Origin of the sequence: Nonomuraea sediminis, assembly GCF_018531495.1 — a bacterium.
GTDB classification, from domain to species: domain Bacteria; phylum Actinomycetota; class Actinomycetes; order Streptosporangiales; family Streptosporangiaceae; genus Nonomuraea; species Nonomuraea sediminis.
In genome coordinates, this window is sequence record NZ_JAHDTI010000004.1 from 238,994 (window position 1) to 264,763 (window position 25,770).

Annotated in this window: 23 protein-coding genes; 12 read left to right on the forward strand and 11 right to left on the reverse strand. The window is 70.8% G+C overall.

What is annotated here, in order from left to right; all coding sequences use genetic code 11:
• Positions 1-34: 34 nt before the first annotated feature.
• A complete protein-coding gene (locus KIK09_RS20955) occupies positions 35-961 on the forward strand; it encodes a cation diffusion facilitator family transporter (RefSeq protein ID WP_214320964.1) in 927 nt (308 codons plus the stop codon).
• On the opposite strand, the gene KIK09_RS20960 is transcribed toward KIK09_RS20955, so the two are convergent.
• Positions 916-2,739, reverse strand: coding sequence for a phosphatidylglycerol lysyltransferase domain-containing protein (locus KIK09_RS20960; protein ID WP_214320965.1), 1,824 nt, complete (start codon positions 2,737-2,739; stop codon positions 916-918). The genes KIK09_RS20955 and KIK09_RS20960 overlap by 46 nt on opposite strands.
• Before the next feature lie 100 nt (positions 2,740-2,839).
• Between KIK09_RS20960 and KIK09_RS20965 the strand changes: the two genes are divergently transcribed.
• Entirely contained in the window at positions 2,840-3,970 is a 1,131-nt protein-coding gene (locus KIK09_RS20965) for an alpha/beta hydrolase (RefSeq protein WP_214320966.1), read from the forward strand.
• A 32-nt stretch (positions 3,971-4,002) separates the two neighbouring features.
• Here KIK09_RS20965 and KIK09_RS20970 read toward each other — a convergent pair whose 3' ends face one another.
• The 4 genes from KIK09_RS20970 to KIK09_RS20985 form a co-directional block, all read right to left on the reverse strand.
• Complete coding sequence (locus KIK09_RS20970; protein WP_214320967.1) at positions 4,003-4,473, reverse strand: GerMN domain-containing protein; 471 nt, start codon at positions 4,471-4,473, stop codon at positions 4,003-4,005.
• 6 nt (positions 4,474-4,479) lie between these two features.
• Positions 4,480-5,133: a response regulator gene (locus KIK09_RS20975; RefSeq protein WP_214320968.1), complete on the reverse strand. Its 654-nt coding sequence runs from the start codon at positions 5,131-5,133 to the stop codon at positions 4,480-4,482.
• Entirely contained in the window at positions 5,130-6,278 is a 1,149-nt protein-coding gene (locus KIK09_RS20980; RefSeq protein WP_214320969.1) for a sensor histidine kinase, read from the reverse strand. Before KIK09_RS20980 ends, KIK09_RS20975 begins: the two co-directional genes overlap by 4 nt.
• Positions 6,279-6,637: 359 nt before the next feature.
• Complete coding sequence (locus tag KIK09_RS20985; RefSeq protein ID WP_214320970.1) at positions 6,638-6,985, reverse strand: MerR family DNA-binding transcriptional regulator; 348 nt, start codon at positions 6,983-6,985, stop codon at positions 6,638-6,640.
• Between the two features lie 158 nt (positions 6,986-7,143).
• Between KIK09_RS20985 and ahcY the strand changes: the two genes are divergently transcribed.
• Complete coding sequence (gene ahcY / locus KIK09_RS20990; protein ID WP_214320971.1) at positions 7,144-8,571, forward strand: adenosylhomocysteinase; 1,428 nt, start codon at positions 7,144-7,146, stop codon at positions 8,569-8,571.
• Between the two features lie 288 nt (positions 8,572-8,859).
• On the forward strand, positions 8,860-10,167 hold the full coding sequence (locus tag KIK09_RS20995; protein WP_214321626.1) for an adenosylhomocysteinase: 1,308 nt from the start codon (positions 8,860-8,862) through the stop codon (positions 10,165-10,167).
• Here the strand turns inward: KIK09_RS20995 and KIK09_RS21000 are convergent, their stop codons facing one another.
• On the reverse strand, positions 10,168-11,160 hold the full coding sequence (locus tag KIK09_RS21000) for a stage II sporulation protein M (protein ID WP_214320972.1): 993 nt from the start codon (positions 11,158-11,160) through the stop codon (positions 10,168-10,170).
• 31 nt (positions 11,161-11,191) lie between these two features.
• Here KIK09_RS21000 and KIK09_RS21005 point away from each other — a divergent pair, with 31 nt between their 5' ends.
• From KIK09_RS21005 to KIK09_RS21015, 3 genes are all read left to right on the forward strand, one after another.
• A complete protein-coding gene (locus KIK09_RS21005; RefSeq protein ID WP_214320973.1) occupies positions 11,192-12,304 on the forward strand; it encodes an RDD family protein in 1,113 nt (370 codons plus the stop codon).
• Between the two features lie 161 nt (positions 12,305-12,465).
• Positions 12,466-13,263, forward strand: coding sequence for an SAM-dependent methyltransferase (locus KIK09_RS21010; RefSeq protein ID WP_214320974.1), 798 nt, complete (start codon positions 12,466-12,468; stop codon positions 13,261-13,263).
• A gap of 144 nt (positions 13,264-13,407) precedes the next feature.
• A complete protein-coding gene (locus tag KIK09_RS21015; protein WP_214320975.1) occupies positions 13,408-13,968 on the forward strand; it encodes a dihydrofolate reductase family protein in 561 nt (186 codons plus the stop codon).
• Here KIK09_RS21015 and KIK09_RS21020 read toward each other — a convergent pair.
• From KIK09_RS21020 to KIK09_RS21040, 5 genes are read right to left on the reverse strand one after another with little or no spacing between them, the layout of a single operon-like run.
• Positions 13,965-15,338, reverse strand: coding sequence for a DUF58 domain-containing protein (locus tag KIK09_RS21020; protein ID WP_214320976.1), 1,374 nt, complete (start codon positions 15,336-15,338; stop codon positions 13,965-13,967). The two genes, KIK09_RS21015 and KIK09_RS21020, sit on opposite strands and share 4 nt — an antisense overlap.
• Positions 15,338-16,303: an AAA family ATPase gene (locus KIK09_RS21025; protein WP_214320977.1), complete on the reverse strand. Its 966-nt coding sequence runs from the start codon at positions 16,301-16,303 to the stop codon at positions 15,338-15,340. Before KIK09_RS21025 ends, KIK09_RS21020 begins: the two co-directional genes overlap by 1 nt.
• Entirely contained in the window at positions 16,293-17,450 is a 1,158-nt protein-coding gene (locus KIK09_RS21030) for a DUF4350 domain-containing protein (protein WP_214320978.1), read from the reverse strand. Before KIK09_RS21030 ends, KIK09_RS21025 begins: the two co-directional genes overlap by 11 nt.
• The gene (locus tag KIK09_RS21035; protein WP_214320979.1) at positions 17,447-18,064 is read right to left on the reverse strand and encodes a DUF4129 domain-containing protein; all 618 of its coding nucleotides are present in this window, start codon (positions 18,062-18,064) and stop codon (positions 17,447-17,449) included. Before KIK09_RS21035 ends, KIK09_RS21030 begins: the two co-directional genes overlap by 4 nt.
• Positions 18,061-19,287: a glycerophosphoryl diester phosphodiesterase membrane domain-containing protein gene (locus KIK09_RS21040; RefSeq protein ID WP_214320980.1), complete on the reverse strand. Its 1,227-nt coding sequence runs from the start codon at positions 19,285-19,287 to the stop codon at positions 18,061-18,063. The genes KIK09_RS21035 and KIK09_RS21040 overlap by 4 nt, the downstream gene beginning before the upstream one ends.
• Positions 19,288-19,556: 269 nt before the next feature.
• On the opposite strand from KIK09_RS21040, the gene mtrA reads away from it, so the two are divergent.
• The 5 genes from mtrA to hpf all read left to right on the forward strand — a co-directional run bounded on the left by mtrA (position 19,557) and on the right by hpf (position 25,667).
• Positions 19,557-20,234: an MtrAB system response regulator MtrA gene (mtrA, locus tag KIK09_RS21045; RefSeq protein WP_175587574.1), complete on the forward strand. Its 678-nt coding sequence runs from the start codon at positions 19,557-19,559 to the stop codon at positions 20,232-20,234.
• An 8-nt stretch (positions 20,235-20,242) separates the two neighbouring features.
• Positions 20,243-21,976 carry an MtrAB system histidine kinase MtrB gene (mtrB, locus tag KIK09_RS21050; RefSeq protein WP_214320981.1) on the forward strand — a complete coding sequence of 578 codons (1,734 nt, stop codon included), beginning with the start codon at positions 20,243-20,245 and terminating at the stop codon, positions 21,974-21,976.
• A complete protein-coding gene (locus KIK09_RS21055) occupies positions 21,966-23,699 on the forward strand; it encodes an LpqB family beta-propeller domain-containing protein (protein WP_214320982.1) in 1,734 nt (577 codons plus the stop codon). Before mtrB ends, KIK09_RS21055 begins: the two co-directional genes overlap by 11 nt.
• Positions 23,700-23,728: 29 nt before the next feature.
• The gene (locus tag KIK09_RS21060; RefSeq protein WP_214320983.1) at positions 23,729-24,388 is read left to right on the forward strand and encodes a ComF family protein; all 660 of its coding nucleotides are present in this window, start codon (positions 23,729-23,731) and stop codon (positions 24,386-24,388) included.
• 619 nt (positions 24,389-25,007) lie between these two features.
• Positions 25,008-25,667 carry a ribosome hibernation-promoting factor, HPF/YfiA family gene (gene hpf / locus KIK09_RS21065; protein ID WP_214320984.1) on the forward strand — a complete coding sequence of 220 codons (660 nt, stop codon included), beginning with the start codon at positions 25,008-25,010 and terminating at the stop codon, positions 25,665-25,667.
• Positions 25,668-25,770 lie beyond the last annotated feature (103 nt).

Below are 25,770 nucleotides of genomic sequence, written 5' to 3' on the forward strand. Positions count from 1 at the left end.
CTTTGAAGGTGATCTTTATGAGCGGAGTAAACCGGTGAGCGCGAGTGGCGGTACCAAGGCAATCATCGCGGCGCTGAGCGCCAACCTGGCGATCGCGGCCGCGAAGTTCGTGGCCGCGTACTTCACCGGGTCCTCCTCGATGCTGGCCGAGGGCATCCACTCCGTGGCCGACTCGGGCAACCAGGTGCTGCTGCTGATCGGCGGGAAGCGGTCGCAGCGGGCCAGCACCCGCGAGCACCCGTTCGGCTACGGGCGCGAGCGCTACTTCTACGCCTTCGTGGTCGCGGTCGTGCTGTTCACGATCGGCGCGGCGTTCTCGCTCTACGAGGGCGTCTCCAAGATCGTCTCACCGCACGAGGTGGAGTCGCCGATCTGGGCGTTCGCCGTACTGATCTTCGCGATCATCGCCGAGAGCTTCTCCTTCCGCACCGCGATCAAGGAGTCGAACCCGCTGCGCGGCAGCCAGTCCTGGGTGGCCTTCATCCGGCGCTCGAAGTCGCCCGAGCTGCCCGTGATCCTGCTCGAGGACCTGGGCGCGCTGCTCGGCCTGGTCTTCGCGCTCTTCGGCGTGACGATGGCCGTGGTCACCGGCAACGGCGTCTGGGACGGCGTCGGCACCCTGATGATCGGCCTGCTGCTGGCCGTGATCGCCATCGTGCTGGCCATCGAGACCAAGTCGCTGCTGGTCGGCGAGGGCGCCTCGCCCGAGGTCCTGGACCGGATCTGCGCGGCGCTGGAGTCGGCGCCCGAGGTCGACCGCGTCATCCACATGCGCACGATGCACCTCGGGCCCGAGGAGCTGCTGGTCGCCGCGAAGATCGCGGTGGCGCACGACGACACCGCGGCCGACGTGGCCAGGGGCATCGACGAGGCCGAGCGGCGCATCAGGGAGGTCGTGCCGATCGCCCGCGTCATCTACCTCGAGCCCGACCTGGACCGCTCGCGCACCAGCACCAAGTGACCGCCGCGCTGCTTGGGCGCGGTACGCCGGGGGACCGGCACCGGGTGCGGCTCCGGCTGGGCGGGCTCGGGCTCCGTGCCGGCCTGGCCGTACTCCTGGCTCCTCTTGCGGCCTAGCGGGAGGCCGAGCGTGATGAACGCCTCGGCCTGCATGGCGCCGACGGCGATCCTGGGCAGGTCGCGGGCCTTCGGGTAGACCAGGAAGCGCGGCTCCCAGATGGGGCGGAACTTGGCGTTGAAGCGGTAGAGCGACTCGATCTGGTACCAGCGCGACAGCAGCACGAGCAGGCCGCGCCAGGCCCGCAGGATCGGGCCCGCGCCCAGGCGCTCGCCGCCGGCCAGGGCCGCGCGGAACATCGCGAAGTTGAGCGAGACGTGCGTGATGCCGAACTCAGGCGCGGCCTGCAGGGTCTTGACGATCAGTAGCTCGTTGAGCCCCGGCTCGGCGTCGCGGTCGCGGCGCATCAGGTCCAGCGAGATGCCGTTCGGGCCCCACGGCACGTAGTGCAGCACGGCGCGGATCTCGTCGTCCTTGTGCGCGGTCACCACCATGCAGTCGGCGTCGGAGGGGTCACCGAAGCGGCCCAGAGCCATCGAGAAGCCCCGTTCGGTCTCCCCGCTTCGCCAGGAGTCGGCGGCCGACTTGATCTTGTTGCGCTCCTCCTGGGAGAGATCGCTCACCCGGCGCATGCGGCAGGTGTAGCCGGCGCGCTCGACCCGGTTGGCCATCTGGCGGACGTTGCGCATGGCCCGGCCCTGGAGTGTGAAATCCGCCACGTCGACGATGGCCTCGTCGCCCATCTCCAGCGCCGACATCCCGCCCTCACGCGTCCACACCTCGCCGCCGGTCTCGCCGCAGCCGATGACCGCGGGCACCCAGGCGTGCCGCCTGGCCTCGGACATGAACACCTTGATGGCAGCGGGCCAGGCCTCCGGGTCGCCGATCGGGTCGCCGCTGGCCAGCATGACGCCGGAGACCACGCGGTAGGCGATGGCCGCCTTGCCCGACGGGGAGAACAGCACGCTCTTGTCGCGGCGCAGCGCGAAGTAGCCGAGCGAGTCGCGCTCGCCGTGCCTGTCGAGCAGCTCGCGCAGGCGCTTCTCCTCGTCGGTGGAGCGCCTGGCGACCGGACGCTCGGGCCGCAGCGCCAGGTAGAGCGTGGTGACGGCGGTCAGCACGCCGAGGAAGACCAGCGCGAAGTAGACCAGGTCGGAGACCCTCCCGACGGAGTAGTGCACGTCGCCCTCGACGCCCACCAGGCCGAGCACCACGTGCTCCATGCGGGTGTAGAGATCGGGGTCGCCCTCGATGGTGGGCCGGCTCACGAGCAGGTAGCCGAAGCCCAGGTCGATCGCGGCGAAGGCGAGCAGGTTCCACAGCGCCGCCCAGCGCGTGCGCGGGTCCGACAGCGCGTAGAACTGGTCCTTGCACAGCACCAGCCCCACCAGCAGGATCAGGCTGAGCACCACCGTGGCCAGGTGGCCGGGGTGGATGATCGTCTCCACGGTCGCGCTGACCGGCAGCAGGACCACCACCGCCCGCCAGGCGCGCACCTTCCTGCGGCGCAGCGCGTGCGCGATCATGATCAAGAGGATTCCCACGACCAGCGACGAGGCCCTGGCCACCGTCGAGACGATGCCTGGCAGGACGTTTGACCACTCGGCCACCCGGCTCTGCCCGAAGCGCGGGCTCAGCACCTTGAGGACGTCGAGAAAGCCGATCACCAGCGACACGTATCCTGCGACCGCCGGTACCCAGGGGCGTGAGATCTTCTTCACGACCGAGATTTAACGCCCGCTTCGGTAATCACCGAGTTAACTCGCCGCTTACTAACCAGCGAGTATCCATAACAAAGGTCGGTCAATATACGGGGGCGTCATGGGACTCACGTCGACAAAACTGGAACTTCTCGTCGGAGTGCTCGCTGTCGCCGCGTTGGCGTGCACGATCTGGTTCTGGCCGCGCCTTGCGGGCAAGAGCTGGCGCGCCGTTGTGGGCCGGGTGGGGACTCTGGTGGTGGACCAGGTGTTGACGCTGGTCGTGATCGGCCTGTTGGTGAACAACTACTTCGGTTTCTACGGCTCGTGGGAAGACCTGATCGGCACCCAGACGGGTTCGGCGCCGATCACGCTGGCCAGCGGCGGTCATGCCTCGGGCGTGCAGGTGCTGTCCAGCCGCCCGGCCAAGGGCGGCCGGATCGAGCAGGTCATCGTCCCCGGCCCCACCACCCATCTGAGCGAGCAGGCCTACGTGTGGGTGCCGTCGGCCTATGGCAAGAAGAAGGACTACCGGTTTCCCGTCGTCGTGGCGCTGACCGGCTATCCGGGTGACCCTCGCAACCTCATCACCAGGGAGAACCTGCCCAACCGGATGGCCGACGCGATCGCGGCGCACCAGATCCCGCCGACGATCCTGGTCATGATGCGGCCCAGCGTGGTCCTGCCGCGTGACACCGAGTGCGTGGACGTGCCCAACGGGCCGCAGGTGCTGTCGTACTTCGCCACCGACGTCAAGCAGGCGCTCGCGGCCTCCTACCGGGTGGCGCTGGACCGGGAGTACTGGGGGCTGATCGGCGGGTCGACCGGGGCCTACTGCGCCCTGAAGATCGCGATGACGCACCCGGAGGAGTACTCCGCGGCGGTCTCGCTGTCCGGCTACTACAAGACCATCATCGACCGCACCACGGGTGACCTGTTCGGCGGGGACAAGTCACTGGAGCAGAAGAACGACCTGATGTGGCGCCTGGCCAACCTGCCCTCTCCGCCGGTGAACGTGCTGGTCACCTCGAGCAAGAAGGGCGAGGCGAACTACAAGTCGACGCTGGCCTTCCTGGCCGCGGTCAAGCCGCCGATGCAGGCCTCGTCGCTGATCCTGCCGAGCGGCGGGCACAACTTCAACACCTGGGACCGCGAGCTGCCGCAGGCGCTGCCGTGGCTGGCTCAGCAGCTGCACGCGCCGGCGCCCGCACGCCTCACGACGCAGCCCACGGGGGACGGCGTCTCCTCCTAGTGGGGCAATTGTTGAAATAATCAAAAATAGCGCTACTCGTGGCCGGTGATGCAGGAAGTTCCCGCATCAGTCTCGTCGAACAGGCAGCGGCCGTCCTTGTTCAATGCGACGACTTTTTTCACGGACGAGAACTGCCGGAGCGTCGCCTCGATCGTGCGCAGAATGCGGGCGTCGCCGCCGACGCCACTGCCCCAGACCGTGCGGCAGAAGCGCAGGGTGGCGGTGCCCCGCCTGATCTTGAGGGAGAAGTCGGCGCCGCAGTCGGACCTGCCGCGGATCTGCCCGCCGAGATCGGAGTACAGCCCGCGCCGCTTCTCGGCCTTGGTCGGACCGGCGATCAGCTGCTCGATCGAGAACCTGGCCAGGCCGCCGTGCGGCGCCTGGCGGGTGACGGCGACGACCTTGCCTGGGATGCCGTCGCCCTTGGAGAAGTAGACCTTGACCTCCTGCCCGGCCTGGGCAGTTGAGAGCACGAGAACCGTGGCCATGAGCAGTTGCTTCATGGCCCGTTAGATGCGCGGTCGCCCCGCCGGGTTCACCAGGCCGGTCTCGTAGGCATGGATCACGGCCTGCGTCCTGTCGCGCAGGCCCAGCTTGGCGAGCAGGCGGGCGACGTGCGTCTTGACCGTGTGCTCGGTGAGGACGAGCTCGGCGGCGATCTCGGCGTTGGACAGGCCGCTGGCGATCAGCCGCAGCACCTCCACCTCGCGCGGCGTCAGCTCGGCCGGTTGCGCCACCGGACGGCGGCGGGCGAACTCCGCGATGAGCCGCCGGGTGATCTTCGGGGCGAGCAGCGCGTCGCCGCGGGCCACCGTCCTGACCGCCTCGGCCAGGTCGGTGGCCCTGACGTCCTTGAGCAGGAAGCCGCTGGCCCCCGCGGACAACGCGTCGTAGACGTAGTCGTCCAGGTCGAACGTGGTGATCATGATGGCCCTGGTCTTGCCCGAGGCCAGGATGCGCCGGGCGGCCGAGATGCCGTCCAGCTCGGGCATGCGGATGTCGAGCAGCGCCACGTCCGGCTCGCTCGCCTCGGCCAGCCGTACGGCCTGAAGACCGTCGGCGGCCGTGCCGACGACGGTGATGTCCGGCTGCGCGCGCAGCACCGCGGAGAACCCGCGCAGCACGATGGGCTGGTCGTCGGCGATCAGGACGGAGATGGTCATTCCAGCGGAAGCCCCACGGTGATCAGGAACCCGCCCGCGGGTCCTGGTTCGGCGTTGAACCAGCCGCCCAGGCCCAGGGCCCGCTCGCGCATGCCGACCAGGCCGTGGCCCGAGGCCGAGCCGCGGTCGGTCGCCACCGGCCCGGGGCCGTCGTCGGCGATGCGCATGACCAGCACGTCCGGGCGGTAGGCCAGCTCGACCGACACGCGCGCGCCAGGCGCGTGCACGCGCACGTTGGTCAGCGCCTCCTGGATGATCCGGTACGCCGACAGGTCGACCGCCTGCGGGAGCGGCCGCTGCTCGCCCACCACGTCCAGGTCCACCGGACCGCCGTGCTCGCGGAACAGCTCGGGCAGGCGGGCCAGTCCCGGCTGCGGCTCGGTCTCCTGCACCCTGGGCGTGTCGGCGCGCAGCACGCCGAGCAGGCGGCGCATCTCCGACAGCGTCTGCCGAGCGCTGCCCGCGATCTCGGCGAACTCCCGCTTGGCGGGCTCGTCCAGGTTCTCCAGCGTGTAGGGGGCGCTCTCGGCCTGCACGGCGATCATCGAGATGGAGTGTGCCACGATGTCGTGCATCTCGCGCGCGATCCTGGCCCGCTCGGCCATCGCGGCCTGCTGCCGCAGCGTCTCCAGGTTGCTGGCCCTGACCTGCGTGACCTCGGTACGGCTGCGCCGCACGTCGGCCAGCAGCGTAACCGTGCCGGTCACCACGGCCCCGGCGACCAGCATGACCGCCGCGCCCGAGAAACCGTAGTCGAAGCCGTAGAACCACCACAGGAGGCCTAGACCCAGCGCGCCCAGCGTCACCAGAGCGCCCCCGGCCCAGGCCAGACGGCGGTCGACCAGCCTCAGCAGCGTGTAGAAGCTGAGCGCGGCCGAGGCGTAGACGGCCAGCGGCCACTCCTGCGGGTTCTGACCGTTCACAAGCAGCAGCGCGGCGCCGGCGAGCGGCAGCAGTGCGGCGAGCGGCGGGTAGGTGTGGCGCAGCGCCTGCGGCAGCGTGGCCGCGAGCACGCCGAACAGGACCATCGGCGAATCGGGGATCGCCTGGGCGAGCCCGACGAACGCAAGCGCGACGGCGGTCACGACGTCCATCGCGGGGAGCTCGCGCAACCTGTCGCGGACCTGGGGCCAAGTCATGTCCATGGATCTCTTCCGGGGGTGTCGTAGTCGAGTGAACCACCAGGCGGCCATGCCGGAGAGGAAGCCGCCCCGCAGGATCTCGCCGCCATGGCCACCGAGCGAGGGTCGTGCTCGGAACGGCGTGTGCGGGGCGACGTTCTCGCAGGCGGAGGTCATGCCCTCGCGGGCACGCGGCCCCTCCGCCGCCCTCTCCCCGGCGATGCCCGGCACCGCCGGACCCGGTCCGCCCCCGTGGGGCCCGGCTCGTTCGACCGCCGTGCGATGGCCGTCGCCCGCTCGGCGCCCGTCCCCCTGACCTTGGCCGATATGGCGGGAAAGACCTTCATGGCGGAGGATCATGGCGGCGCGGGACACCGAAGTAGTCACTCTTTCGAGCGATATCCACCGCGCAGCAGCCGCTGCGCCTTCTCCTGGTCGAAGTCCAGGGCGCGGCGCGGCGCCTGGATGCGCCCGATACGGACCCCGAGATCCCGTACTGCGGCGGCCACCGCGGGCTCGGTCAGCACGCGCAGCCCGAAGGCCAGCTCGGCGGGGGAGACGTCGAAGCGCTTCTCCAGCTCGACCCCCTGTGCCACCGCGGCCAGCTCGTCGGCGCCGAACCGGCGGTGCGCGCCCTGCTCCCTGACGGGCGGCAGCAGGCCGAGCGCCTCCCGGTATCGCAGCATCCGCGGTGACATGCCCAGCCTTCTGGCGGCTTCAGTGATCCGCACAGCGGATCCCTGAAGCCGCCGGGCGAGCTGTGTTTTCAAGAGCTGTTATCCGCATCCTTACATTCTTACGTCAGATTCGCGCGTCCTGTGATGCGACCTAGCCAGGAGCGCGCCTAAACTCGACGGCGACAAGCATCGTGACGCGAGGGGAAAACCCGATGGACTTCAAGGTCGCCGACCTTTCACTAGCCGACTTCGGCCGCAAGGAGATCCGGCTCGCCGAGCACGAGATGCCCGGCCTCATGGCGGTTCGCGAGGAGTACGCGGCCTCCCAGCCCCTGCGCGGCGCGAAGATCATGGGCTCGCTGCACATGACGATCCAGACCGCAGTCCTCATCGAGACGCTGGTCGCCCTCGGCGCCGAGGTGCGCTGGGTCTCCTGCAACATCTTCTCCACCCAGGACCACGCCGCCGCCGCGGTCGCCGTCGGCCCCAACGGCACCGTCGACAACCCGCAGGGTGTGCCGGTCTTCGCCTGGAAGGGCGAGACGCTGGAGGAGTACTGGTGGTGCACCGACCAGGCCCTCAACTGGCCCGGCGGTGACGGCCCCAACATGATCCTCGACGACGGCGGCGACGCCACGCTCCTCGTCCACAAGGGCGCCGAGTACGAGAAGGCCGGCGCCGTGCCCTCCGCCACCGAGGACGACCCGGAGGAGTGGCACGTCATCGTCGACCTGCTCAAGCGCACGGTCACCGACGAGAAGCGGTGGACCAGGACGGCCGAGCAGATCAAGGGCGTGACGGAGGAGACCACCACCGGTGTCCACCGCCTCTACGAGATGTTCAAGAACGGCCAGCTGCTGTTCCCGGCCATCAACGTCAACGACTCGGTCACCAAGTCCAAGTTCGACAACAAGTACGGCTGCCGCCACTCCGTCATCGACGGCCTCAACCGCGCCACCGACGTGCTGATCGGCGGCAAGGTGGCCGTGGTCTGCGGCTACGGCGACGTCGGCAAGGGCTGCGCCGACGCGCTGCGCGGCCAGGGCGCCCGCGTCATCGTGACCGAGATCGACCCGATCTGCGCCCTGCAGGCGGCCATGGACGGCTTCCAGGTCACCACGCTGGAGGACGTCGTCGGCATCGCCGACATCTTCGTCACGACGACCGGCAACTTCGACATCATCCGGGCCGACCACATGGCCCAGATGAAGCACCAGGCGATCGTGTCCAACATCGGCCACTTCGACAACGAGATCGACATGGCCGGGCTCGCCAAGACCCCCGGCATCGTCAGGAACAACATCAAGCCGCAGGTCGACGAGTGGGTCTTCGCCGACGGCCACTCGATCATCGTGCTGGCCGAGGGCCGCCTGATGAACCTCGGCTGCGCCACCGGCCACCCGTCGTTCGTCATGTCCAACTCGTTCACCAACCAGGTGATCGCGCAGATCGAGCTGTTCACCAAGACGTCCGAGTACCCGATCGGCGTCTACACCCTGCCCAAGCACCTGGACGAGAAGGTGGCCAGGCTCCACCTCGACGCGCTGGGCGTCAAGCTCACCGAGCTGACCAAGCAGCAGGCCGAGTACATCGGCGTCCCGGTCGAGGGCCCCTACAAGTCCGACCACTATCGGTACTGATCTTCTTCTGGAGATCGTTTCCTGTACGGCGAGGCCGGCGATACGCCCCTCGCCGTACAGGGCCGGGCCTGTCCAAGCACGCCACTCCGGTGATGCGGGGTTGATCGCCGTGACGTGCGCACGATGGGCCGGGTCCTTCGCCTCCCACCCCGGGCGCCGATGTCTCTCGCGCCGACCCTCGCCGCACACCGTCCCGCCGACCCGGCGCGACGTGGTTCCGGGGAGGGGTCGGGCGGGTTCCGGAGGGTCGTAGCGGCTTGCAACCCGCATCGCCGGAGGAGCGTCTCCCTGGACAGGGGCCGGCCGGAGTGCGGCGGGTGGCGGTGGGCTCGGCTTGCCGTAAAAGATCTTAGGAGAGCTGTGACCGGACAAGGCCGGGGTGAGGGGCAGATCGCCTGGGCGGGGCGGTCGATGCCGGTGCTGACCGCGATCGGGGAGCGGTTCGCGGCGGAGCGGCCGCTGGACGGGCTGAAGATCGCCGCGTGCCTGCATGTGACGGCTGAGACCGCGGTCCTGGTGGGGGCGCTCAAGGCGGGCGGGGCGGAGATCGCGCTGGCCGCGTCGAATCCGCTCTCGACCCAGGACGACGTGGCCGACGCGCTGCGCGAGTACGGCATCGCCGTGCACGCCAGGGCGGGCGTCGACCGCGCCACCTACTACCGGCACATCGACCAGGCGCTCGACATAGGCCCCGACCTGGTGCTCGACGACGGGTGCGACCTGGTCAACATCCTGCACACCGAGCGCACCGACCTGCTCGAGCAGGTGAGCGGCGGCTGCGAGGAGACCACCACGGGCATCATCCGGCTGCGGCAGATGGCGGCCGAGAACGCGCTGCGCTTCCCCATGGTGGCCGTGAACGACACGCGGACCAAGCGGATGTTCGACAACCGCTACGGCACCGGGCAGTCCACCCTCGACGGCATCATGCGGGCCACCAACACCATGCTCGCCGGGCGGACGGTCGTGGTGGCCGGGTTCGGCTACTGCGGGCGCGGCGTGGCCGAGCGGGCCAAGGGGTTCGGCGCCCGGGTGATCGTCACCGAGATCGACGCGGTCAAGGCGCTCGACGCCACGCTGCAGGGCTACGAGGTGCGCCCGATGGCCGAGGCGGCCGAGCTGGGCGACCTGTTCGTCACCGTCACGGGCAACCGCGACGTGATCCGCGCCGAGCACCTGGAGCGGATGCGCGACGGGGCGATCCTGGCCAACGCCGGGCACTTCGACGTGGAGATCGACGTGCGCGCGCTGGCGGACCTGGCCGCCGAGGTGCACAGCGGCGTCAGGCCGAACACCGACGAGTACGTGCTGGCCGACGGGCGCCGCCTGCTCCTGCTGGCCGAGGGCCGCCTGGTCAACCTGACCGCCGCCGAGGGGCACCCTGCCGCGGTCATGGACATGTCCTTCTCGGCGCAGGCGCTGGCCGTGGAGTGGCTGGTCAACGAGCGCCTACGGCTGGCGCCCGGCGTCTACGACGTACCCGAGGAGATCGACCACGAGGTGGCCAGGCTCAGGCTCGCCGCCACCGGCATCGGCATCGACACGCTCACCCCCGCGCAGGAGGAGTACTTGCACTCCTGGCGCGTCGGCTCCTGATCACGCGGTCGGCGCCACGTCCGGCGCCCGCTCGATGTCGCCCGTCTCCTGCCGCTGTACGGCGCGGCGGCCGAAGACCACGATGTAGCCGAGGAAGGCCACCTCGGCCAGCACGCCGATGCCGATGCGGACCGGCGTCGGCAGCCCTGACGGGGTGACGAACGCCTCGATGAGCCCCGACACGAACAGCACCACCACCAGGCCGAGCGCCACGCTCATCACCGCGCGTCCCTGCTCGGCCAGTACCTCGGCACGTCTTCGCGGCCCAGGATCGATCACCGTCCAGCCCAGCCGCAGGCCCGCCGCGGCCGCCAGGAACACCGCTGTCAGCTCGAGCAGGCCGTGCGGGGTGATCAGGCCGAAGAAGATGTCGAGCTTGCCGCGCGAGGCCATCAGCCCGCCGCTGACGGCCACGTTCAGCGCGTTCTGCAGCATCAGGTACGGGATCGGCAGCCCCACCAGGATCGCCGAGATGATCATCAGTGCGGCGACCCACGCGTTGTTCACCCAGACGTGGCCGGCGAAGGAGGCCGCCGGGTTCTCGGAGTAGTAGTCGGCGAAGTCGTGCTCGACCAGCTGCGTGATCTCCTCGGGAGAGGCGATCGCCCGCTGCACGTCGGGGTTGCCCGCGACCCACGCGCCCGCGATCCAGGAGACGGCGAAGAAGGCCACAGCCATGCTCAGCCACCACCACCGCGCCCGGTAGGCCACGACGGGGAACGACACGGTGAAGAAGCGCGCCAGCTCCCGCCAGGCCGGGGTGTGCGCCCCGGTCACGGCCGACCTGGCCCTGGCAACCAGCGCCGACAGCCTGCCCGCGAGCAGCGCGTCGGCGGAGGCGCTGCGGACGATCGACAGGTGCGTGGACACCCGCTGGTAGAGGTCGACCAGCTCGTCGACCTCGGCGCCCGTCAGCGACGACCGGCGCCTGACCAGGTGCTCCAGCCTGTCCCATACCGGGCGGTGTGCGGTGATGAACGCATCGATGTCCACCGGACCATTGTGGCCCGGTTAGGCTCCAGATATGTCCGAGGTCGTTACCGGGGATGCCGTCGTCGTCGAGGTGCGGGTGGCGCAGCTGCCCTCGCGCGCTGTGGCGCTGGTCATCGACCTGGCCGTGCAGGTCACCGTGATGGTGCTGGCCTTCGTGGTGCTCGAGGCGTTCGCCATCGTCACCGACCCGGCGCTGTTCGCGGCGATCACGATCGTCGTGATGGTGCTCGTCATGGTGGGCTACCCGGTGCTCTTCGAGACCCTGAGCAGAGGGCGCAGCCTCGGCAAGCTGGCGCTCGGGCTGCGCGTGGTGGGCGACGACGGGAGCCCCGAGCGCTTCCGCCAGGCGCTGTTCCGCGGCCTGGCCGGGCTGGTGGAGTTCTGGATGCTGTACGGCGCGCCCGCGCTGATCTCCTCGCTGGTCTCGCAGCGCGGCAAGCGGCTCGGCGACATCTTCGCCGGGACCATCGTGATCTCCGACCGGGCGCCGGTCGACCGCTCGCAGGCCATCCAGATGCCGCCTCCGCTGGCGGCCTGGGCCTCGACGCTGGAGCTGTCCCAGCTGCCCGACGAGGTCGTGGCCGCCGCCAGGCAGTACCTGATGCGCTGGCACGACCTGGCGCCGATGGTCCAGCACGAGATGGGCTCGCGCATCGCGGCCCAGGTCGCGGCCGCGGTCTCGCCCGCGCCGCCGCCCGGGGTCCCGCCGCACGCCTACCTGAGCGCCGTCCTGGCAGAGCGCCGCCGCCGCGACGAGGTACGGCTGGCCGCCCGCAACGGCGCCCCCCACCCGGGCCACGCCTCCTACCGGCCCACGGGCCCTCACACCCCGGCACCCGGATACGCCACACAACCCGGATACGCCGCACAACCCGGATACGCCGCACAACCCGGATACGGCCCGCAACCCGGTTACGCCCCGCAACCCGGATACGCCCCATCGGCCGGGTATGCGACATCGGCCGGTTACGCCGCGCCCGGCACCCCTTCGTACGCGAACCCGGGCACGGCGACCCCGTACGCGCCTACCGCGTCGCCCTACGCGCCGCCCGCGGCACAGCCCACTCCGCCCGGGGCGCAGCCCGCCCCGCCCGCTGCCGAGCCGCCGCGGACGACGCCGGGCGGGTTCGCGCCGCCCCAGTAAGCCACCATCCCGGGCGCCGTGGCGGCGAGGTAGCGGCACCGACTCGCCGCAAGCGCCGGTCGCGGGTCCTCAGCCGGAGTGCGGCGGGCGGCCGGTGGGGGTGGCTTGCCGTACGAGAACTTCCCGTACAAAAGCAGCGATGTAGCGATATCGTCCGGATCATGAGCGACGAGCCGCGGTTGAACACGGGGATACCGCACACCGCGCGGGTGTGGAACTACTGGCTCGGCGGCAAGGACAACTACACCGTCGACCGCGAGCTGGGCGACCAGATCCGCGCGCTGCTCCCCGACATCGTCACCTCCGCGCGCGCCGACCGGGCCTTCCTGGGCCGCGCCGTGACGCACATGGTCACCGACGGCGGCGTGCGGCAGTTCCTCGACCTCGGCACCGGCCTGCCGACCGCCGACAACACCCACGAGGTCGCCCAGCGCCTGGCTCCCGACAGCCGCATCGTGTACGTCGACAACGACCCGCTGGTGCTCGCGCACGCCACCGCGCTGCTGACGTCGGCGCCCGAGGGCGTCACCGACTACATCCAGGCCGACGTGCGCGACGCGGACGCCGTGCTGGAGGGCGCCGCCAAAACGCTGGACCTCATCCAGCCGGTCGCGGTGATGATGCTGGGCATCGTCAACTTCATCGTCGACGACGACCAGGCGCACGAGGTGGTGGGCCGCTTCAAGGACGCGGTCCCCTCGGGCAGCTACCTGGCCATCGCGCACCCGACGGCCGAGATCAACGGCGACGCCGCGCGCGAGTCGGTGCGCATGAGCAACGAGGCCGGGGTGGCGCCCATGTGCCTGCGCGGCGCCGAGGAGATCGCCTCGTTCTTCGACGGCTTCGACCTGCTCGAGCCGGGCGTGGTGTCGTGCTCCCGGTGGCGGCCGGTCATCTCGGCCGTGGACGGCCCGCCGGCGGAGGTCTACCAGTTCTGCGCGGTAGGCCGTAAACCCTAGCCGGTGCCCTCCGCGTTCGACCTGATCGGGCGGGTCGTCGTGGTCTGCGGGAAAGGTCCTTAAGGAGAGCGGAAGGAGACCTTAAGCGGCCTCCGCGAGTGTTGAGCCATCGCAAGCGAACACGAGCGGAAAAGGATACCGATCATGCGCAAGCTCAAGCTCCAGGTCCAGGTCAGCGTCGACGGCTACATGTCGGGCGCGAACGGCGAGATGGACTGGATGACGCTGCCGTGGGACGAGGAGTGCAGCGCCTACGTCACGAGCCTCAGTGACGGCGTCGACACGATCGTGCTGGGCCGCAAGCTGGCCGAGGGCTTCATCCCGCACTGGGCCTCGGGGCCGGCGGACGAGCCGCAGGAGGCCGTCGACGCGATGAACGCCACGCCCAAGGTCGTGGTCTCCGACTCGCTGACCGAGTCACCCTGGGACAACACCACCGTGGTCGGCGGCGACCTGACGGAGGCCTTCGCCAAGCTCAAGTCGCAGCCGGGCGGCGACCTGATCGTCTACGGCGGCGGCACGCTGGTGGCGAGCCTGATCGCCGAGGGCCTGATCGACGAGCTGCACCTGTTCGTCAACCCCGCTTCGGTCGGCGACGGCCTGCCGGTGTTCCCCAAGGGCGGCACCCAGCGCTTCAGGCTCGCGGCCGCGCGCCCCTTCGCGTGTGGGATCGTCGCGCTCCAGTACGAGCCCGAGCGCTCCTAGAGGCGTCCCGCGGCCTTCAGCGCCAGGTAGGCGTCGGCCAGGGCCGGGGCGATCTCCTCGGGCGGCGCGTCCACGACCTCCACGCCGTGGCGGCGCAGCCGGGCGGTGATCCTGCGCCGCTCGAGCCGGTTGTGCTCGGCCGCCGCCGCGTCGTAGGCCTCCTCGGCCGTCGAACGCCTGGCGGCCATCGCGGCCACCCGGGGATCCGACACCCCGGCCACCAGGACCAGGTGGCGCGAGGACAGCTGCGGCAGCACCGGCATCAGGCCCTCGTCGAGCGCGGCACCGTTCAGGTCGGTGAGCAGCACCACCAGGCAGCGCCGCTTGGCCCGCGACAGGATCGCCGCGACCATGCCCTGCGAGTCCGCCTCGATCAGCTCGGCCTCGATCGGCGCCATCGCGTTGACCATCACCGACAGCAGCTCGGTGCGCGAGGCCCCGGCCACCCAGGCGCGCACCGCGCGGTCGTAGGCCAGGAAGTCCACCTGGTCGCCCGCCTTGGCGGCCAGCGCCGCGAGCAGCAGCGCGGCGTCCATCGACCAGTCGAGCCGCGGCCAGCCCGGCGCGGGCCGCGGATCGGTCCTGACCAGCAGCCCACCGCCGTTCGCGGTCGCGCCCGCGAGCGGGATCGGCGCGTCGCCCACCCGCCCGGCCGAGGTGCGCCCGGTGTCGAGCACGATCAGCACCCGGCGGTCGCGTTCGGGCCGCCACGTCCGCACCACCACGTCGTTGCGCCGCGCGGTCGCCCGCCAGTCGATCGAGCGCACGTCGTCGCCCACCACGTACTCGCGCAGCGAGTCGAACTCGGTGCCCTGCCCGCGCACCAGCGCCGGGTGCTGGCCCTCGAGCTCGCGCAGCCTGGCCAGCCGCGAGGGCAGGTGCTTGCGCGACAGGAACGGCGGCAGCACCCGCACCGACCACGGCGAGCGGTGGCTTCCCTGGCGCGCGGCCAGCCCGAGCGGGCCGATCGAGCGCACGGTCACCGCCACCGACTGGCGGTCGCCACGGCGGGTGGGGTCGAGCGTCACGACGAGCTTGCGGCGCTCGCCCGACGGCACGTCCAGCTTGAGCACCCGCGGCGTGGCTCCGGCCGAGGGCGGCCAGGCGTCCCTGGCCACTCCGCGCACCCGCCTGCGTCCCGGGTTCTCCACCACCAGCTCGACCATGGCGCGCTGGCCAAGCCGTACCAGCGAATCGCCAGAACGGTGGAAGAGCAGCGGGCGGACGGCGCCGGCCAGCGCCAGGTCGAGCACGATCGCGGCGGCCAGCAGGAGGCAGAACCCGAGCAGCGCCAGACCCGGCTGCGGCGCGAGCAGCACCACCACGACCCCCAGCGCGGCGACCAGGCCCGCGCGTCCCGTCAGAGCCATCAGCGCGGGACCGGGACCGAGTTCAGTATGCCGTCGAGCAGCCCGTCGGCGGTCGCGCCCTCCAGCTCCGCCTCGGGCCTGAGCTGCACCCGGTGCCGCAGCGCGGGCCTGGCCAGCGCCTTGACGTCGTCGGGGGTGACGTATCCGCGGCCGGACAGCCACGCCCACGCCCGCGCCGCCGCCAGCAGCGCGGTCGCGCCGCGCGGCGAGACGCCGAGCTGCAGCGAGGGGGAGTTCCTGGTGGCGCGGCCGACGTCGACGATGTAGCCGAGGACCTCGGGCGCCACGTGCACCTGAGAGACGGCCTCACGGCCCGCCGCCAGGTCCTCGGCGGTCGCGACCGGCTTGATCTCCGACAGGTCGCGCGGGTCGAAGCCGCGCGCGTGCCTGTCGAGCACCGCGATCTCCTGGTCGCGGGGCGGGAGCGGCACGGTCAGCTTGAGCAGGAACCGGTCGAGCTGCGCCTCGGGGAGCTGGTAGGTGCCCTCGTACTCGACGGGGTTCTGCGTCGCGCACACCACGAACGGGTCGGGTAGTGGCCGCGCGTCGCCCTCCACGCTGACCTGGCGCTCCTCCATGGCCTCGAGCAGGGCCGCCTGCGTCTTCGGCGGCGTGCGGTTGATCTCGTCGGCCAGCAGCAGGTTCGTGAAGACCGGCCCCTCGCGGAACTCGAACTCGGCCGTCTTCGCGTCGTACACGAGCGACCCCGTCACGTCGCCCGGCATCAGGTCGGGCGTGAACTGCACCCGCTTGAACTGCAGCGACAGCGCCGCCGACAGCGTCCGCACCATCAGCGTCTTGGCCACGCCCGGCACGCCCTCGAGCAGCACGTGCCCCCGGCACAGCAGCGCGATGACCAGCCCGGTCACCACCGCGTCCTGGCCGACCACCGCCTTGGCCACCTCGGCGCGCAGCGCCCCGAGCGCGTCCCTGGCCGCGTCGCTCCGGCCCTCGTCAACGTTCACTGACCATCCTCTCGATGAAGTCCAGGTATCCGGCCAGGGCGACCAGCCCGGCGTCGTCGGCGGGCGGCGGCCCGTACAGCGCGGCCCCGACCTCCTGCGCGTCCCGCCCGGTCCGTACGGCGATCGCCGCCACGATCTCCTGGCCGCCGGCTCCCGGCCCGAGCCCGAGCCGCGGGGTGAGCCGGTCGATCGTGCCCGCCCGCAGCAGGTCGGCCGCGCGTTCCCTGGCCCGCCTGGCCCGGTAGAGCCGCCCCCTGCCCTCGACGGTCTCGGCCGCCCTGACCACGACCGGCAGCCGCTCGGTCACCACGGGCCCGAGCCGCCTGCCCCGCCAGAACGCCACGAGCAGCACCGCGACGCAGCCCATCAGCACCGCCCACGGGATGCCCGGCGGGACGAGCTCGCCGAGCGACCTGCCCTCCTCGCCGGCCAGCTCGCCCTGCGTCTGCTCCTGCACGGGCGGGTTGACCAGCCACGTCACCGCGGGCTTGGACCCTGCCAGGTTGATCGCCAGTGCCGCGTTGCCGTCCTCGGCCAGGCGCTGATTGGTCATGAACTCGCCGCTGCCCACGAGCGTGGCCGTGCCGGTGTCGGTGGGCGCGGTGATCAGCGTGTAGCCCTCGTCCGCCGGGTAGCAGCCGCGGTCGGCCCGGTAGACCTGGCCGCCGACGAACGCGCTGCCCGCAGCCTTGACCGCGGGCAGGTCGCACTCCGGCTCCCTGGACCTGTCGCGCACCGGCCGCGCCTGCGTGCGCACGCCGGGGGCCAGCGTCTCCAGACCGAACACGTCGCCCACGATGAGCCGGTCGCCCGGCAGCGCGGCCAGCCGCCTCGCCTCGGCCACGGTCAGGTCGACGTCGGCGGTGAGCAGCAGCAGCCGGTCGCCCTGCGCCTGCTTGGCCGCCGCCGCCTCGACCGACTCCACGCGGTCCACGGTCACGCCGCGGGCGCGCAGCAGCTGGGCAAGCGCCTTGGCGCCCGCCAGCGAGCCGTCGTCCGGGTCGAGGTGGCGCGAGGCCTGCTTGGCGGGGGCGAGCAGCACCCCGAGCACGGCGGCCAGCACCACGATCGCGCCGAGCAGGATGCCCAGCCTGCTCGAGCGCCACATCGACCGCGCCGTGGGCGAGGTCGGCGCGCTCACGCTCATGCCGTGGCCCCCACGGGCACCGGCCTGGCCTGGCGCAGGCGCTCGTCGAGGTCGCGCAGCGTGGCGTAGGCCTCGGCCGTGCCGGGCACGCCGCCGTAGCTGACGTCGTCGAAGGTGCGCGCGGCCGCCGACAGCTCGGCGGCGAAGGCCGGCAGCGCGCGGCCCGCCTCGGCCGCCAGCTCGTCGGCCGTCCTGCCGGGCATGCCGTCGACCAGGGCGCGTTCCTCCAGGTCGCGGGCGATCGCGCGCAGCCGCTCCTGGATCGCCTCGGTGAAGTGTCCTTCGGCGGCCAGGCGTTCTGCCGACCGGCGGTGCTCGGCGGCGGTCATGGTCCGCTCGCCGTACAGGCCGCCGGACGCGGTCGCGTGCCTGCGCGAGGTCGTGCGCAGGCGCCAGACCACCAGCCCCACGACCGCGAGCAGGATGAGCACGATCACCACGGTGGCGATGATCCCGCCCGTCGTGCCGCTGCCGCCGGCGGCGTCCATCAGGTCGCCGAGGAACTGGGTGAAGCGCCGCCAGAGCTGGTCGAGCAGCGGCTCCTTCTCGTAGCCGGGCTTGAGCAGCTCCGCGGCCGCCCTTCTGGCGGCCTCGTCGCGGTCGATCGGGATCATGGGCCGTAAGGCGGTCGCGCGGCGTTGGACGGGTGCCACAGCTCGTCGGCCGAGCCGTGCACCCAGCCCTGGCGCTGCTGCTCGATCGCCGCGGTCTGCAGCACCAGGTCGAAGGCCTCGCTGCGCATCCGGCGGTCGGCGTACAGCAGGCCTGACACGCCCGCCTCGAACGGCAGCGTGATCATGTTGCTGAGCGTGCCGCCGACCGCGATGAGGATCGCCGTCAGGATCGCCGCGCCGGTCCCGCCGCCGCCGAGCATGCCGATGAACGTGCCCGCCAGCGTGAACGGGAAGCCGAGCACGCCGCCGACCAGGCCGGCGAGCAGCGAGGTGAGGAACAGGATGCCCAGCACGCGCCAGAAGTCGCCGTTGACCAGGTTCCACGAGCGGCGCATGGCCTGCAGCGGACCCAGCCCCTCCAGCACCACGGCGGGCGCGGCCAGCGCGAAGCGGGTGTTGAAGAACAGCACGTAGGCGATGTAAAGGACGAGCGTCAGCAGGACCGTGCCCACGATGGCGCCGGGCGACGAGCCGGCCGTGAACAGCAGCACGAAGACCGGGATGATCAAGGCCAGCGGCGCGAGCAGGATCACCGTCAGCATCCCGACCAGGCCGAACAGCGCGGGCATCCGGCTCCTGGCCAGGCGCCAGGCCTCGCCGGCGGTGAGGTTGCCGCCGAACACGGCGCGTCCCAGGATCCGCATCAGCACGCCGGTCAGCAGGGTGACCACGATGAAGCTGACGACCTGGGAGATGAGGGCGCCGCCGTACTGTGACAGGAAGCCGCTGTAGGACAGCTCGGTGTCGAGCTGCTGCGGGTTGGTCAGGCCGGCGCCCACCTTGTCGAGGAAGAACGCCTGCCCGATCGCGACGGGGACGGCCACCAGCAGCGCGGCGATGGTCGACAGGCCGAGCACGGCCTTGGGGTTGGAGCGGATCAGCTTGATCGTGCCGTCGAGGATGTCACCGAGCCCGAGCGGGCGCAGCGGGATGATCCCCGGCCGCAGCGCGGGCGGCGGCGGCATGTAGCCGTAGGGCGGGTAGGGCTGCTGTTGCTGCTGCTGGTACTGGTACGGCGGGGGGCCCTGTTGGTAACCGGGGGACGGGTGCGGCCCCTGACCGGGCGCGGTCCACGGGGACGCGTGCGGGGCGCCGTACGGCGGGGGCTGCTCTGTGGCCCACCCTGGGGGCGTCTCGGGCGTGGAACCGTGACCGTCTGACATATCCCAATCCTGGCATGGTGGGCGGGTCAATGGGGTCGCCCGCCTGTTTCACCGGCGCATCTTGGCGGCATTCCCCGACGTTTCGGGTCAAGGATCGCGTACGGAACTGGCCGAAAGTTGCTTGGTTACCGCAGACTGAGATTGCGGACGACGCTACGAGTCTAAAATTCGCCTTTTGATGGCCTCATGTCTCATCCATGAGCCAAGCAAGGGTAACCTTCAGCGATCGTGCGGGTATGTCCCACAATGCGTAGAACGAATGAGGGGCCATGAAAGGTCGCGTGCTGGTCGTCGACGACGACGCCGCTCTCGCCGAGATGCTCGGCATCGTGTTGCGCGGAGAGGGGTTCGAGCCTTCCTTCGTCTCCGACGGCGACAAGGCCCTCGACGCTTTCCGGGATACACGCCCGGATCTTGTCCTGCTCGACCTGATGCTGCCGGGGGCGGACGGCATCGACGTGGCGCGCAGGATCAGGGCGGAGTCGGGGGTTCCGATCGTCATGCTCACGGCGAAGAGCGACACGATCGACGTCGTGCTCGGCCTGGAGTCGGGCGCCGACGACTACATCGTCAAGCCGTTCAAGCCCAAGGAGCTGGTGGCCAGGGTGCGCGCGCGGCTGCGCCGTACCGATGAGCCGACTCCCGAGATCCTGCAGATCGGCGACATCACGATCGACGTGGCGGGCCACTCGGTCAAGCGGGCCGAGGAGACGATCAACCTCACGCCGCTCGAGTTCGACCTGCTGGTCGCGCTGGCGCGCAAGCCGCGCCAGGTCTTCACCCGTGAGGTGCTGCTCGAGCAGGTCTGGGGCTACCGGCACGCCGCCGACACCCGCCTGGTCAACGTGCACGTCCAGCGCCTGCGCGCCAAGATCGAGAAGGACCCCGAGCACCCCGAGATCGTGGTCACGGTACGGGGTGTGGGCTACAAGGCAGGACCGGCCTAGCCGGGGTCATGCCCCCGACGAAGGACAAGCGATCACGCCGACGGACGTTCCGCCAGATCCTGGGCGGAGTCCGCCGGCGGGCTCGCCGTGCCGCCGGCAAGGTCCGGCGCGTGTGGCGGCGCTCGCTGCAGCTCCAGGTCGTCACCAGCACCCTGGTCATCTCCGTGACCGTGGTCGTCGTCCTGGGCGTGTTCCTGTCGGACCAGATCAACAAGTCGGTCATCAACGGGCGCCAGTCGTCGGCCGCCCAGCAGGCCTTCGCCGACCGGGTGAAGATCGCCGACGCGCTCACCCAGAAACCTGACGACACCAAGGCCGCCGACCCCGGCAAGACCACCCCCGTCGACCCGCTCGACGAGGCCATGGACACCATCACCGGCTCGGGCGAGAGCACCTCCAAGAAGCCCTACGAGGTGCTCATCTTCGACCCGGCCAAGCCGGACGGCTCGCGCGCCTCAGGCAGCGTCCAGCCCGAGAACGTGCCCTTCAGCCTGCAGCGCGACCTGGGCCGCCAGGCGCAGCTCGGGCACTACGAGCCCAAGGGCATCCGCACGACGATCGCCTTCCCCGGCAGCCCCGGCAAGCTCACCGTGGTCATCGGCGCCATCATCCTGGCCCCCAACGGCGAGTACTACGAGGTCTACCACTTCTTCCCGCTGACGGAGGAAGAGGCGATGCTCTCCAACGTCCGCGTGGCCATCGTCGTGGTCGGCCTCGGCCTGGTGCTGCTGCTGGCCGCCATCGCCTACCTGGTCACCCGCCAGGTCGTCTCCCCCGTACGGCTGGCCCGCCAGGCCGCCGAGCGCCTGGCCGCCGGCAAGCTCGACGAACGGCTCAAGGTGCGCGGCGAGGACGACCTGGCCCGCCTGGCGACCTCGTTCAACGAGATGGCCGCCAACCTGGCGCTGAAGATCCACCAGCTGGAGGAGCTGTCGCAGGTGCAGCGGCAGTTCGTCTCCGACGTCTCGCACGAGCTGCGCACCCCGCTGACGACCGTGCGGATGGCCGCCGACCTGCTCTACGACGCCCGCGAGGACTTCGACCCGATGGCGTCCCGCTCGGCCGAGCTCATGCAGGCCCAGCTGGAGCGCTTCGAGTCGATGCTGGCCGACCTGCTGGAGATCAGCCGCTACGACGCCGGCGCCGCCACGCTCGACCTCGACTCCACCGACGTGCGCGACGTGGTGCTGCGCGCGATCGCCGACTCCGAGGCGCTGGCCGAGCGGCACTCCACCCGCTTCGAGCTCAGGCTGCCCAACGAGCCGTGCATGGCCGAGATCGACAACCGGCGGGTCGAGCGCATCCTGCGCAACCTGCTGTTCAACGCGATCGAGCACGGCGAGGGCAAGGACGTCGTGGTCACCGTGGGCACCGACAGGGACGCCGTGGCGGTGGCCGTGCGCGACCACGGCATCGGGCTGAAGTCCGGCGAGGACACGATGGTGTTCGACCGGTTCTGGCGGGCCGACCCGTCGCGGGCCAGGACCATCGGCGGCACCGGCCTCGGGCTGGCCATCTCGCGCGAGGACGCCACGCTGCACGGCGGCTGGCTGCAGGCCTGGGGCCAGCCCGGCGACGGCTCGCAGTTCCGGCTGACGCTGCCCAGGAACGCCGGCGCCGACCTGAAGGGCTCGCCGCTGTCGCTGGTGCCGCCCGAGGTGGAGATGCGCAGGACCTGGCGCGGCCACATGACGCCCGTGCTGCTGCCCGCGCCCATGGACGGGGTGGTCCATGAGGACTAGACGGCTGGGGATCGCCCTGGCGATGGCGGCCGCGACGGCGTGGGCGACCGCGTCGTGCGCGGTGATCCCTGTCGGCGGTCCCTTCCAGATCGAGGAGGCCGGCGGCGGCGACCCGATGAGCAAGCCGTTCCAGCGGATGGTGGCGGTGCGGCCGCAGCCGAACTGGAGCGAGAACGACCTGGTCAAGGGCCTGCAGGCGGCGATGGCCGCCTACCCTGACGACCCGAAGGTGCTGCCGTCCTACCTGACGCCCGAGGCGCAGCGCACGTGGAAGCCCGGCACCGCGGTGACGGTGATCGACAAGCTGGACGACATCACGGTCGTCTCGGTCGGCGGCAAGGACAAGGAGGCCACCGCCACGCTGAAGGCCACGCCGGTCGCGGTCATCACCGATCAGGACCAGTACGTGCCGATGCAGTCGACGGAGAAGAAGGACTTCACCTTCTCGCTGGTCAAGGGGCCCTCGGGCTGGCGGGTCAAGTCGATGCAGCAGGGCCTGCTGCTGACCCAGGCCGACGTCGAGCGGGCCTACCGCGGCACCAACCTCTACTACCTCAACGGCTCGCCCGGCCAGGCCATGAGCCCCGACAGGCTGGTCGTCGACCGGGTGTGGCTGCGCATCAGGCCGGCCGAGAGCTTCGCCCGCACGATCGTGGACCGGCTGCTGAAGGGCCCGACCCCGGCCCTGCAGGGCGCCGTGCAGAACTACTTCCCCGATCACTTCAAGATCGAGTCGATCACGCTCGACGACCGCGTGGTGATCAACCTGTCGGGTCCCTTCGGCATCGACGACGACAAGCTCGCCGGGCTCCAGGCCCAGCTGCGCTTCAGCCTGAACAACAACCAGGTGGCCAACGGCCGCAGCATCGAGATCCAGCTGGACGGCGAGCCGCTGAGCTCCTCCAGCCCCTCCTCCTTCAACGACTGGCTCGACGGCGGCGCCGCGGTCCTCCCCTACTACTCCGCCGGCGGCGCGCTCTACGCGCTCGACGGCGACCTCAAGCACGGCACCCCCATCAGGGGCCCGGCGGGCCAGCAGAACCCGGACGCCACCGGCTTCGCGGTCTCCATGGGCGGCGACTACGTCGCGGCCAGGTCCACCTCCAGGGGCGGCATCTGGGTGACGGGCACCACCGACGAGGGCCGCTGGCAGCAGTGGTTCCCCGGCCAGGACCTCACCCCGCCCTCGTGGAGCAGGGACGGCACGCTGTGGACCTACGACCCGCACAGCGCCTCGGTGCTGCGCTGCGACGCCTCCTGCGCCAACGGCGCGCGCCAGCCTGCCCGCGTCTCCGCGCCCAACCTGGTCAACGCCGACGTCAAGAAGCTCAGGATCGCCAGGGACGGCGTCCGCGTGGCCGCCCTGCTGGGCAAGTCGGAGGTCAGGGTCGGCGCGCTGACCAACGGCGACGAGATGCTCGGCAACGTCCAGCCGCTGATCAAGGCGGGCCCCGGCGAGGAGATCCTCGACCTGGCCTGGCGCGACGGCGTCCACCTGCTCGTGCTGGTCAAAGGCAAGGGCGGGCGGACCGTCAAGGAGGTCAACGTCGGCGACGGGACCACCGAGACGGTCACGCTGGACAACCGGCTCGGCTCCATCACCGCCTCCGGCGACAACGTCTTCGGCGGCACCTTGGACGGCAAGGAGCTGCTCAGGCTGACCAGGGAAGGCAAGATGGACGATCCGGTCAACGGGACCGCGCCGGTCTTCGCCCTCGGGTGATTGTCGGTGCCGCCCGGCATGCTTGGCCGGTGCTCGGCGCCCTCCTCGATCTCGTCGTGCCGCAGTCGTGCGTGGGCTGCGGCTCCTCCGGCGCGCGGCTGTGCCAGGCGTGCCTGGTCGTCGAGCCCGCGGTCCGCACGCCGGTGCCCGGCCCGCCCGGGCTGCCCCCGTGCTGGTCGGCCGCCGCCTACGAGGGGCCGTTGCGCAGGGCCGTGGTGGCCTACAAGGAGCGCGGCGAGTCGGCGCTTGCCGGTCCGCTCGCCGACGCGCTGGCCTACACGCTGGCCAGGGCCGTCCCGTGCGGGGGCGTGTGGCTGGTGCCCGTGCCCAGTTCCCGGCGGGCCTCCCGGGGGCGGGGGCACGATCCGGTGGGGCGGGTGGCGCGGCTGGCCGTACGGCGGCTGCGGGGGCTGGGGTGGGACGTGGCGGTGCTGCCGGTGCTGGAGCAGGTGCGGCGGGTCGCCGATCAGGCGGGCCTGAGCGCCACGCAGAGGGCCGCCAACCTCGCCTCCTCACTGAGAGTCGCCCCCGCCTTGCGCGGCGCTCACGGGCGTCCTGCGGTCCTCGTGGACGACATCGTGACCACAGGGGCCACTCTGGCCGAGGGTGCCAGGGCGCTGCGGGTGGCCGGTTTCGCCGTCCCGGCCGCGGTCACCGTCGCCGCGACACGCCGAAGATCTTGCAGGTGATGGAGATCACGCTGAGTAAAGTCACGCCCAAGTCTCGGACTCACCCGGGGGCCACACCTTCGTGGCTTGACGGGGCGGGAAGGGCAGCTCAGCACTCCGGAGAGACGCCTCGATAAGGGATGCCGCTCCCCTAAATAGGGCATCCGTACACCCGATAAGGCCGGAGAAAATCACGGAAAGTGATCCTTTGACCGATCTCGCGGCTGACATTCGCCCTGGATGCGGATAGCGTTCTGACATGGCACCCGTTCGGGTCCGTGGTTGCGCAGAGCCGGGGCTCCCGGCTCTGCTAGCCGATGCCAGCCGCAGGCAAAACGGTCCACGTAAGGCGACTCTTTGTCGACCGATCACGGTGCGGCTTAGGGGTAAGTCCTGCCTTCCCGGGGGTCCAGATGTCCCCCGTCAGGAGAGAAGGGCAGTAGTGGCAACAGAGCCGCGAAATCCTCAGCAGGCGGATGTGGGGTCGAAGACCAGGTCGGCCGGACGGGTGCCCTCGAAGTTCCCGGTGATCGCGTGTCGGAAGAGGGGAACGGTGGCAGAAAGGCAGACAGAGGACCCCGCCCGGCACGCACCTCGTCGGGCGCTCTTGCTCAGTCGTTAGACGAAGGGGGGCTGTTGCATGGACATCATCGTCAAGGGCCGGCACACAGGAGTGAGCGACCGGTTCCGAGACCAGGTGACGACCAAGCTGGCCAGGATCGAGCGTCTGGACAACAAGCTCATTCGAGTCGATGTGGAGGTGTCGAAGGAGCGCAATCCCCGCCTCGCCGACCAGCGCGAGCGGGTCGAGCTGACCATTCACTCTCGTGGCCCCGCCATCCGTGCGGAGGCCTCCGCCGACGACCGATTCGTAGCCCTCGACATCGCCCTCGACAAACTGGAAGGCCGCCTCAGGCGGCTGGCCGACAGGCGCAAGGTGCACCATGGCAACCACTGCCCGCCCTCGGTGGCAGAGATCACCGCGTCGCTCCCCGACGTCGTCGACCTGACCCCGCCGGCCGCCCGAGTCCCCGTACCGGCCGAGTCCGAAGAGGACAACCTGCCCGACGACACGCAGTACGACGACATCGTCCCCATCGCGATGGACGGCGAAGGGCCCCTCGTCGTCAGGGAGAAGTTCCACAAAGCGGAACCCATGACCATCGACCAGGCTCTACTCGAGATGGAGCTGGTCGGGCACGATTTCTACCTCTTCCGTGACAAGGAGAGCGGCCAGCCGAGCGTCGTGTACAACCGGCGCGGCTACAACTACGGGGTGTTGCGGCTCGTAGAGCCCTGATCGCCGTAGAAGAAGATCTTCTCGACCACCCGAGGACCGCCGTACCCGTGCCATCATGGCGGTTCAACGGCTCTGGGCCCCCGACGAGGAGGAGACGTGAGCG